The 10,736-nt window shown below is 71.4% G+C and carries 9 protein-coding genes; 3 read left to right on the forward strand and 6 right to left on the reverse strand.

The genetic code is table 11. The features are described from left to right. Positions 1-819 (forward strand): NPCBM/NEW2 domain-containing protein (locus HT134_RS21925; RefSeq protein WP_175602330.1); only part of this gene is annotated, 819 nt, incomplete at its 5' end. Positions 820-1,078: 259 nt separating this feature from the next. Here HT134_RS21925 and HT134_RS21930 read toward each other — a convergent pair. The 3 genes from HT134_RS21930 to HT134_RS21940 form a co-directional block, all read right to left on the reverse strand. Further along, positions 1,079-1,756: a sulfite exporter TauE/SafE family protein gene (locus tag HT134_RS21930; protein ID WP_312888318.1), complete on the reverse strand. Its 678-nt coding sequence runs from the start codon at positions 1,754-1,756 to the stop codon at positions 1,079-1,081. A 244-nt stretch (positions 1,757-2,000) separates the two neighbouring features. Then, the gene (gene acnA, locus HT134_RS21935) at positions 2,001-4,793 is read right to left on the reverse strand and encodes an aconitate hydratase AcnA (protein WP_376768106.1); all 2,793 of its coding nucleotides are present in this window, start codon (positions 4,791-4,793) and stop codon (positions 2,001-2,003) included. 240 nt (positions 4,794-5,033) lie between these two features. Further along, positions 5,034-5,765: a metal-dependent hydrolase gene (locus HT134_RS21940; RefSeq protein WP_175602333.1), complete on the reverse strand. Its 732-nt coding sequence runs from the start codon at positions 5,763-5,765 to the stop codon at positions 5,034-5,036. 339 nt (positions 5,766-6,104) lie between these two features. Between HT134_RS21940 and HT134_RS21945 the strand changes: the two genes are divergently transcribed. Both HT134_RS21945 and HT134_RS21950 read left to right on the forward strand, forming a co-directional pair. After that, positions 6,105-6,863, forward strand: coding sequence for a PadR family transcriptional regulator (locus HT134_RS21945; protein WP_246364958.1), 759 nt, complete (start codon positions 6,105-6,107; stop codon positions 6,861-6,863). A gap of 4 nt (positions 6,864-6,867) precedes the next feature. After that, positions 6,868-7,416 carry a DUF1707 SHOCT-like domain-containing protein gene (locus HT134_RS21950; RefSeq protein ID WP_175602334.1) on the forward strand — a complete coding sequence of 183 codons (549 nt, stop codon included), beginning with the start codon at positions 6,868-6,870 and terminating at the stop codon, positions 7,414-7,416. 27 nt (positions 7,417-7,443) lie between these two features. On the opposite strand, the gene HT134_RS21955 is transcribed toward HT134_RS21950, so the two are convergent. The 3 genes from HT134_RS21955 to HT134_RS21965 form a co-directional block, all read right to left on the reverse strand. Then, complete coding sequence (locus HT134_RS21955) at positions 7,444-9,285, reverse strand: glycoside hydrolase family 15 protein (protein WP_175602335.1); 1,842 nt, start codon at positions 9,283-9,285, stop codon at positions 7,444-7,446. Between the two features lie 45 nt (positions 9,286-9,330). Further along, positions 9,331-9,678 (reverse strand): NUDIX domain-containing protein, encoded by a 348-nt coding sequence (locus HT134_RS21960; protein WP_312888321.1) that lies wholly within the window; start codon positions 9,676-9,678, stop codon positions 9,331-9,333. 199 nt (positions 9,679-9,877) lie between these two features. After that, entirely contained in the window at positions 9,878-10,717 is an 840-nt protein-coding gene (locus tag HT134_RS21965) for a class I SAM-dependent methyltransferase (protein ID WP_175602336.1), read from the reverse strand. Between the last annotated feature and the right edge of the window lie 19 nt (positions 10,718-10,736).

Genomic DNA, 10,736 nt, shown 5'->3' on the forward strand with positions numbered 1-10,736 from the left:
CTCACCTGGAGCAGCGCCGCAAGCGACTTCGGCACCGTCCAGAAGGACAAGAGCGTCGACGGAAACCCGATCAAACTCAACGGCACCAGCTACGCCAAAGGCCTCGGCACCCACGCCAACGGCACCATCACCTACACCCTCAACGGCGCCTACACCCGCTTCCAGTCGGACATCGGCGTCGACGACGAGGTCAACGCCAACTCGACGATCACCTTCCAAGTCTGGGGCGACGGCGTCAAGCTCTACCAGAGCCCGAACGTGATGACCCCGACCAGCCCCACCCAATCCGTCGACATCAGCATCGCCGGCGTGAAAACCCTGGAACTGAAGGTCACCGACGCCGGCGACGGCATCAACAGCGACCACGCCGACTGGGCCGCAGCCAAGCTCGTCCAGCAGACACCTACCGCCCTCAGCGGTCTCACCTGGAGCAGCGCCGCAAGCGACTTCGGCACCGTCCAGAAGGACAAGAGCGTCGACGGAAACCCGATCAAACTCAACGGCACCAGCTACGCCAAAGGCCTCGGCACCCACGCCAACGGCACCATCACCTACACCCTCAACGGCGCCTACACCCGCTTCCAGTCGGACATCGGCGTCGACGACGAGGTCAATGCCAACTCGACGATCACCTTCCAAGTCTGGGGCGACGGCGTCAAGCTCTACCAGAGCCCGAACGTGATGACCCCGACCAGCCCCACCCAAACCATCGACATCAGCATCGCCGGCGTGAAAACCCTGGAACTGAAGGTCACCGACGCCGGCGACGGCATCAACAGCGACCACGCCGACTGGGCCGCAGCCCAACTGCTCCGCTGACATCGACCCACCAGCCGGCGGGCGCCCTACGGGCGACCCGTCGGCTTGCACGGCGGTCGTTCGACGCGGGCGCGGAGGAGGGCGGTGCGGAGTTCGCCGCCTGGTGCGCAGCGTTCCCCGCACCGCCCGAGGGCCTGACGGCCGGTGCGCCGGTGGCGTACGTGCAGGGGTCCTGCGTGGTGCGCCCGCGGGACATCCTGGCCCGATCCCACCCCGAGCCGGCCCGGGCCCAGTTCATGCTCCCCTTCGGAGCGGCAGGTCAGAGGGCCAGGCTCTGGGTGATGAGCACCACCGCCGACGTGGCCGCCACCGCCAGGACCGCGGTCCGGACCTTGCCGCCGTCGAGGTAGCGCCGCAGCGGCCCCGACACGGCGAAGCCGAGCGCCATCGGGACGAGCAGCAGGCCGCCCGTCGCCAGGGCCCGGGCCGGCAGCCGGTCCACCGCGGCCAGGATGACCAGCGACTGGGCGGCGCTCAGGAAGAAGAACATGGCCAGCGTCGCGCGGATCTGCGGGCCCTTGGCGTGCTGGTAGACCAGCGCGATCGGCGGGCCGCCGATGCCGGTGGCCGTGCCGGTGACCCCCGAGACGAACCCCGCGCCCGCGATCGTCGCGCCGTTGCGCGGGACGGCCAGGGCGCTCGCCGTGAGGACCACCGCCACCAGCACCATGGCCCCGACCAGCACGCCCAGTGCGTGGACCGACACGTGCACCACGATCACCGCGCCGACGGCGCTGCCCGGCAGCCTGCCGAGGACCGCGAACCCGAGCCCGCGCCAGTCCACCCTGCGCCACTCCGCGGCCAGGGTCAGCAGCGGCAGCGTCATGTTCGCCACCTGCATCGCGCCGGGCATCACCCCGGGGTCGACCAGGGTGAGGACGGGCGCCGCGACCAGCCCGAGGCCGAAGCCCACGCTCCCCTGCACGACCGCGCCCACGAAAACCGCGACAGAGCCGACAAGGAGCACTAATTCCATAGAAGTCACGCGGACGAGTCAATCATCGCCGCGGTCCCCGGCCCGGCCCGGAGTCCCCGCGGTCGCGCGCAGCCCCGCGGTCGCGCGCAGCCCCGCCGCCGCGCGCAGCCCCCCACCGCGCCATGAACCGCCGACACGCCATGAAACGCCGGCAAGCGAGGACGCCGCCCCCGGATCTCCGGAGGCGGCGTCGTCGCGTCAGGTGCTACTTGGCCAACAGCGAGCGCAGCACGTACTGCATGATGCCGCCGTGCCGGTAGTAGTCGGCCTCGCCCGGCGTGTCGATGCGCACGACCGCGTCGAACTCCACGTCACCGGCCTTGACGTGCACGGTGCGCGGGATGCCGCCCTTGTTGAGCTCCTCCACCCCGGTGATGTCGAACGTCTCCTCGCCGGTCAGCCCCAGCGACTCGGCCGAGGCGCCCTCCGGGAACTGCAGCGGCAGCACGCCCATGCCGATGAGGTTGGAGCGGTGGATGCGCTCGTACGACTCGGCGATGACGGCGCGGACGCCGAGCAGCGCCGTGCCCTTGGCCGCCCAGTCGCGCGAGGAGCCCGAACCGTACTCCTTGCCGGCCAGCACCACGAGCGGCGTGCCGGCGGCGGCGTAGTTGACCGAGGCGTCGTAGATGAACGACACCGGGCCGTCGGCCTGGGTGAAGTCGCGGGTGTAGCCGCCCTCGGTGCCCGGCGCGATCTGGTTGCGCAGGCGGATGTTGGCGAACGTGCCGCGGATCATCACCTCGTGGTTGCCGCGCCGCGAGCCGTAGGAGTTGAAGTCCCTGACCTCGACCCCGTTGGCCTGGAGGTACTGCGCGGCGGGCGTGCCGACCTTGATGGAGCCGGCCGGCGAGATGTGGTCGGTCGTGACCGAGTCGCCCACCTTGACCAGCACCCGGGCGCCGGCGATGTCGGTGACCGGCTCCGGCTGCTCCGGCATGCCCTCGAAATACGGGGCCTTGCGGACGTAGGTGGAGTCCGGGTCCCACTCGAACGTGTCACCCGTCGGGATCGGCAGCGAGCGCCAGTGGTCGTCGCCCTTGAACACGTCGGCGTAGTCGCGCTCGAACATGTCACGGCCGATGGAGGAGTTGACGACGGCCGAGATCTCCTCCGGCGAGGGCCAGATGTCGCGCAGGAACACCGGCTGACCGTCGGCGCCCGTGCCGAGCGGCTCGTTGTCGAGGTCGACGTCCATCGTGCCGGCCAGCGCGTACGCCACGACGAGCGGCGGCGAGGCCAGGTAGTTCATCTTGACGTCGGGGTTGATGCGGCCCTCGAAGTTGCGGTTGCCGGACAGCACGGCGGTGACCGCGAGGTCGTTGGCCTGGATCGCCTCGGAGATCTCCTCGGGCAGCGGGCCCGAGTTGCCGATGCAGGTGGTGCAGCCGTAACCGACGAGGTTGAAGCCGATCTTGTCGAGGTACGGCTGGAGGCCGGAGCGCTCGAAGTAGCCGGTGACGACCTGGGAGCCGGGCGCGAGGGAGGTCTTGACCCACGGCTTGCGGGTCAGGCCCTTCTCCACCGCGTTGCGGGCCAGCAGGGCCGCGCCCAGCATGACGTACGGGTTGGAGGTGTTGGTGCAGGAGGTGATCGCGGCGATGGCGACGATGCCGTGGTCAATCTCGAACGACGTGCCGTCGGCCAGCGTGACCGGCACCTTCTTGTGCGGGCGCTCGCCGTCGAGCGCGGCGGCGTGCGGCTGGTCGGCGCTGCCGTCGTGGCTGATCGCGGGAGAGTCGGAGGCCGGGAACGACTCCTCGGACGCCTCGTCGGCGGGGCCCTGGGCAGCGGGCGCGAAGTCCTTGGCGTCCGCGTAGTCCTTGACGGCCGCGCGCCAGGCCCGCTTGGCGTCGGACAGCACGATGCGGTCCTGCGGGCGCTTCGGGCCGGCGATGGACGGCACGACCGTGCCGAGGTCGAGCTCCAGGTACTCGGAGAAGACCGGCTCGGGGGCGGACGGGTCCAGCCACAGGCCCTGGGCCTTGGCGTACGCCTCGACGAGCGCGATCTGCTCCTCGGAGCGGCCGGTCAGGCGCAGGTAGTCGACGGTCTGGCCGTCGATCGGGAAGATCGCGCAGGTGGAGCCGAACTCGGGGCTCATGTTGCCGATCGTGGCCCGGTCGGCGAGCGGCACGGAGGAGACGCCCTCGCCGTAGAACTCGACGAACTTGCCGACCACGCCGTGCTTGCGCAGCATCTCGGTGATGGTCAGCACCAGGTCGGTGGCGGTGGCGCCGGCGGGGAGCTTGCCGCTCAGCTTGAAGCCGACCACGCGCGGGATCAGCATGGAGATCGGCTGGCCGAGCATCGCGGCCTCGGCCTCGATGCCGCCGACGCCCCAGCCGAGGACGCCGATGCCGTTCTCCATCGTGGTGTGGGAGTCGGTGCCGACACAGGTGTCGGGGTACGCCTTGCCGTCACGGGTCATCACCACGCGGGCCAGGTGCTCGATGTTGACCTGGTGGACGATGCCGGTGCCGGGCGGGACGACCTTGAACTCGTCGAAGGCGGTCTGGCCCCAGCGCAGGAACTGGTAGCGCTCGCGGTTGCGCTCGTACTCGCGCTCGACGTTGCGCTGGAAGGCGTCGGGGTGGCCGAAGTAGTCGACGATGACGGAGTGGTCGATGACCATCTCGGCGGGCGCCAGCGGGTTGATGCGGGACGGGTCGCCGCCGAGGTCGCGCACGGCCTCGCGCATGGTGGCCAGGTCGACGACGCAGGGGACGCCGGTGAAGTCCTGCATGATGACGCGGGCGGGGGTGAACTGGATCTCCACGCTGGGGGCCGCGTTCGGGTCCCACTCGCCCAGCGCCCGGATGTGGTCGGCGGTGATGTTCGCGCCGTCCTCGGTGCGGAGGAGGTTCTCCAGCAGGATCTTCAGGCTGTACGGGAGGCGGGCAGCGCCCTCGACGGCGTCCAGCCGGAAAATCTCATACGACGCGTCGCCGACGCGTAGCGTGTCACGGCTGCCGAAGCTGTTCGCGGACACGGTGATTCGCCTCCTCCATAGACCGTTGCGTGATCGTGGGGACGCTCGCGGCTCCCTGCCCGCGGCATTGCGCGCGCTATGCCGGATTCGCTCCCAGTTGAATCCTGCCGCACCCCGGGACTGATCAGCACGTTAGGTGACCCTAACCGGCGGTTGCAGCGGTGTCTCGACATCAAGATATCCCGGAAAGTATCTCGACATCAAGTTAACCGGGAGAGTCCCCCTGGCGGCCCATGGAGGGCGGGGTCACATCGCCGGCCCCAGGCGCAGGAAGAGCAGGCCGATGATCGCGACGGACAGCACGGGGGCGAGGATCTTCTGCTCGAACTTCTTGCCGGTCTTGATGCCGATCTTCCACGGCAGCACGAACTTCACCGACATCGGCCAGAGCACCGGGCAGCCGCGCTCGGTCATGCAGTCGCCGAACACGTGGATCAGGCAGCCGAGGGCCACGGCCATGCCGAGCCAGGCGTAGCCCACGCCCTGGGAGAGGAAGACGGCGTACAGGCCGGCGGTGAGCCCGATGTTGACCAGCGCCGAGCCCATCTTGTTGCCGGGGATGCCGATGCCGATGGCGCGTAAGGCGAGCCCGATGAGCAGGACGACCAGGATGTCGCGCCCGATCGGGTAGGCGCCGGCCAGCCAGTGCGCGCCCAGCCCGAGCGCGACCGCGAACACCAGGGAGTGGGTGGCGCCGCGGTGGCCGCCGCTCACCCAGCAGACCGCCTTGCTCAGCAGCCAGGTCACGGGGCCGAAGGTCTGGGCGATCGTCGCGCTGGGGTGGTCGAGGTCGGGGAGCATGGCGGCCCCCGCGCAGACGAGCGCCCCGGCGATGAACTCGGCCGGGCTGAGCGCGTTGGCCATGATGCCGGTCTCGATGAACCGGCTCGACTCCGTCACCATCGGCAGCGCCGCGAGCGTCGGCGCGAGCCCCAGCCAGGCGATGGCCCCGGTCATCGCGTGCGTGTGCCCCATCATGATCCGGACTGTACGGCAAAGCGGGGACAGGTGAGCAGGCCGTCGGGGAACGTTCCCGTGACCCTGCCTTGGGGTGACGCTCGACGCCGGGGAACGGGCGGGTCAACGGCCCGCAAACGCAGACGAGGCCGTCTCCACGGCGACAGCACCCCCCAGCCCTGCCGACGCGGAACGACCTCGTCTGCACTGAACAACGCAGCCCTCCCGGATCCTGTTCCCGAATTCCGCGACTTTTTCGTGATCTGCCTCACTCTGCCCGCGGCGTTGCCAACGACATTCTTCCGATATATCGTTGAAGCATCGCGAACAGTCGCGAGGTATCTCGAAGGAGGACATGCCATGGCAATGTCACACACCAGCCCCGCAGGGGGGCACTGGCCCGACGCGCGCGAGCTCAAGCGGGCCGCCCGCGAGGCCGTCCGCAACCTGAGGGCCGCGGCAGGCGCCTGGGAGGAGGCGGGCCACCGCCACCGCCACGGCCCGCGCGAGGAACGCCACCGCGGCCGGCGCGGCCCGTTCCCGCCGGAGTTCGGCCGGGGCGGCTGGGGCGGCATGGGGCCGGGCGGGCCGTTCGGCCCGGGCGGCCCGTTCGGTCCCGGCGGGCCGTTCGGCCACCGCGGCTGGGGCGGCCGGGGCCGCAAGGCCAAGCGCGGCGACGTGCGCGCCGCGATCCTGGCGCTGCTCTCGGAGGAGCCGCGCAACGGCTACCAGATCATCCAGGAGATCGCCGAGCGCAGCGAGGGCGGCTGGAAGCCCAGCCCCGGCGCCGTGTACCCGGCGCTCCAGCAGCTCACCGACGAGGGCCTGGTGGTGTCCGAGGAGAACGAGGGCCGCAAGACCTTCCGCCTCACCGACACCGGCCGGGCCTACATCGAGTCCCACAGCGACGAGACCCGCGCCCCGTGGGACGAGATGCGTCCCGACATCGACGACAACGCGGCCGATCTGTGGGACATCGCGCGCCAGTCCGCGTTCGCGATGGTTCAGGTTCTCCAGACCGGAACCGACGCACAGATCCGCGAAGCGCGTAAGACTCTTGTTGAGACCCGGCGCAAGCTCTACCAGATTCTGGCCGACGGCGACCCGGGCGAGGAGTGACCGCATGACCGGCTTCGCAACGGACAGCCGGCTCGGAGAGAGGGAGGCCCCCGCCATGGACCCCAAGGATCTCCGCATCGGCGACGCCGAACGCGAGCGGACGATGGAGGCCCTGCGCGAGCACTTCGCGCAGGGCCGGCTCGACCACCAGGAGCTCGACGAGCGCCTGGACCGCACCCTGGCCGCCAAGACCGCCCGCGACCTCGCGGAGATCACGGCCGACCTGCCCGGCTCCCCCGCCGTCCACCCGGGCCCCGGCATGCCCGGCGCGTCGGGAATGCCCGGCATGGACGACTGGAAGGCGGCGATGCACGCCCATCGTCAGCAGATGGAGCAGGTCCACGACACCCACCGGAAGGCGCACCGCGCCTACCGCGACCTGCGCCGCGGAGGCCGCCGCCACCACGGCCCGCCGCCGTTCGTGCCGATCCTCGGCGTGTTCCTGATCCTCGGCGCGATCTTCGGCGGCTGGGGCGTGCTGAAGGTGCTGTTCGTGCTGTGGATCGTGGGCATGGTGTTCGGTCTCATCCACCGCAAGTCCAACCGCCGCTGAGCTCGCCTCCGGGCTGACGGGCGCCCGTCAGCCGAGGGCGCGGTCGAGGTTGAAGGCGGCGCTGATGAGGGCCAGGTGGGTGAAGGCCTGCGGGAAGTTGCCCTGCTGCTCGCCGTTCTGCCCGATCTCCTCCGCGTACAGGCCGACGTGGTTGGCGTAGGTGAGCATCTTCTCGAAGGCCAGGCGCGCCTCCTCGATCCGGCCGGCCCGCACGAGCGCCTCCACGTACCAGAACGAGCAGATGGAGAACGTGCCCTCCTCGCCGCGCAGGCCGTCGGGGCTGGCCTCCGGGTCGTAGCGGTAGACGAGCGAGTCCGACACCAGGCCGGCCGTCAGCGCGTCGAGGGTGGACAGCCACTTCGGGTCGGTGGGCGAGATGAACTTGACCAGCGGCATCATCAGCACGGCGGCGTCGAGGACGTCGTCGTCCTCGTGCTGGACGAACGCCTGCCGCTTGGGCGACCAGCCGCGCCGCATGAGCTCCCGGTAGATCGTGTCGCGGGTGTCGCGCCAGCGCGGGATGTCGGCGGGCAGGCCCCGGCGGCGGGCCGTCCGCATGGCCCGCTCGATCGCCACCCAGCACATCAGCCGCGAGTACAGGAAGTTCTTGCGGCCGCCGCGGGTCTCCCAGACGCCCTCGTCGGGCTGGTTCCAGTGGGCGCAGACCCAGTCCACCAGGGCGCAGACGTCGTCCCAGTGGTCGCTGGAGATGGGCTTGCCCCACTTGTCGTACAGGTAGATCGAGTCGATGAGCGCGCCGTAGATGTCGAGCTGGAGCTGGCCGGCGGCGTCGTTGCCGACCCGCACAGGCGCCGAGCCCTGGTGTCCCTCCAGGTGGGGCAGCTCGCGTTCGGGCAGGTCGGTGCGGCCGTCGATGCCGTACATGATCTGCAGCGGCCCCGACGGGCCGTCCTCGCGGCGGCAGACGCGGCGGGTGAGGAAGTCCATGAACGCCTCGGCCTCGCCGGTGAAGCCGAGCCGCAGCAGCGCGTACACGGCGAACGCGGCGTCGCGCACCCACAGGTAGCGGTAGTCCCAGTTGCGCTCGCCGCCGATCTGCTCGGGCAGGCTCGTGGTCGGCGCGGCGACGATCGCGCCCGTGGGCGCGTACGTGAGCAGTTTGAGCGTCAGCGCCGAGCGGTGCACCATCTCCCGCCACCGGCCGCGGTAGCGGGAGGCCGACAGCCAGCGCCGCCAGAACCCGACCGTGGCGGCGAAGGCGTCCTCGGCCTCCGCGTGCGGGCAGCCGCGCGGCTCCACGTCCTCGCGCACCCGGTCCAGCGCGAACACCGCCGACTCGCCCTCCTGGAGGGTGAACGCGGCGCGCGCGTCCCGGTCGTCGCACGTGACGGGCACCGTGGCGGTCAGCGCCAGCGACAGGTCCGGCGAGGAGAAGACGACCAGGCCGTCGCGCCGGGACAGCTCGTGCGGCTGCGCCCCGTACCCGAAGCGCGGCGCCACCCGCGCCCGGAACGGGATCTCCCCGCGCACGCACAGCACCCGCCGGATCAGCCGGTGCCGGTCGACCTCGCCGGTGTCGACGGTCACCGGCATGAAGTCCTGGATCTCGCCGACGCCGTCGCCGGTGAAGAAGCGGGTGATCAGCACGTTGGTGTCGGGGAAGTAGAACTGCTTCGTCTTGGCGGGCACGGCGGCGGCCAGCTCGAACGCGCCGCCCCGGTCGGTGTCCAGGATGGCAGCGAAGACGCTGGGCGAGTCGAAGGCCGGACAGCAGTACCAGTCGATGGTGCCGTCGGTGCCGACCAGGGCCACGGTGCGCAGGTCGCCGATCAGGCCGTGCTCGGCGATCGGCAGGTAGCGGGGGCCGCTGTCCGCGGACGGGGCTCCGTGATCGAATGTCGTGGCCATGGTGGCGGCCTCCCCGGACGTCGGGTGTCCTGTCCTTCCATGGTGCTACGCGAAGTACTCCGCCAGGACCCGGGTGTGCAGGGGGAACGCCAGCTCCTCGGGCCCGTCGAGCAGCAGCCACTCCGTCGTCTCGGCCGTGGGCGCGACCGGCGGCAGGTCCGCCGCGCGGGTCCGCGGCCCCAGGGCGAAGACCAGCAGGGTCCCGTCGGGAGCGCTGACCGTGTCGAGCAGCCGCGCGGCGTCCGCGTCGACGACGATCCCCGTCTCCTCGCGCAGCTCCCGGACGGCCGCCTGCTGCCAGGACTCCCCCACGTCGATGAAGCCGCCGGGCAGCGCCAGCCCGCCGCGGTGCGGCTCGACCGCGCGGCGGACCACCAGCACGCGCTCGTCCACCGGCAGCAGCATCACGGCGACCGGCAGCGGGTTGAGGTAGCTGGTGCTCCACGCAGCCCGAACAGGTGCGCGGCCACGCCTGGCCAGGGGCGAACGCGGTGCCGCAGAAGGAACAGTGCGCGTTCTTGGTCACCACAACCGCGATGGTAGATCACCCCGGGCCGGGCCCGGCATGACCAGCCGGACGGCGGCGGGAGTCTCAGGCGCGGGCGGCGACGAACAGGAAGTTCTGCGGGAAGCCCCTGGCCTCCCGCGGCAGCGGCGGGTTCCACGGCCACCGGCCGTAGGAGGCGCCGTCCTCGCCGGGCATCCGCAGCTCCGTCACCCGCCAGCCGCAGCCGGACAGGAACGCCTCCGGCTCGTCGGTGCCGAACAGCCACGGGCAGCCGTCCTCGGTGAGCCGGCGCAGCCCCTCCTTCGAGAACTCGCTGATCATGGACTGGTGGCTGAGCAGGTCCCCGGCGAGCACGCTCCCCGGGGCGCCGGCCTCCGCCGCCCGTTCGAGCAGCCGGCGGGCGGCGGGTTCCGGCAGGTAGAACAGCAGCCCCTCCGCCACCCACAGCGTGGGCGCCGACGGGTCCCAGCCCGCCTCGCGCAGCGCCCGCGGCCAGTCGCCGGTCAGGTCGGCGCCGACGGGCCGCCGGTCACAGGCGTGCCGGGCGCCCAGCTCGGCGAGCCGCTTGTCCTTCTCGGCCAGCAGGTCCGCCTGGTCGAGCTCGTACAGGACGGTCCCCGGGGGCCAGGGCAGCCGCACCGAGCGGGTGTCCATGCCGGCGGCGAGCAGCACGACCTGGCCGAGGCCGGGGCGGCCGGCGGAGGTGAGCCGACCGGCCCGCTCGCGGATGACGTCGTCCAGGTAGCGGGTGCGGATGGCGATGAACGCGCCGACCCCGGGGTTGTCGTAGCGGGCGAAGAGGGTCGTGCCCTCCTGCCCGGCGAGGTGCTCGGCGTACGGGTCCGTGAAGATCGCGTCCTCGCGGCGCGACTCCTCGGCCCGGGCGGCGGCGGTCCAGCGGGCGGTGGCGGCGACAGCGTGCATGAACGGTCCTTTCCGGGCC

This window comes from Nonomuraea rhodomycinica (assembly GCF_013363995.1).
Taxonomy (GTDB): domain Bacteria; phylum Actinomycetota; class Actinomycetes; order Streptosporangiales; family Streptosporangiaceae; genus Nonomuraea; species Nonomuraea rhodomycinica.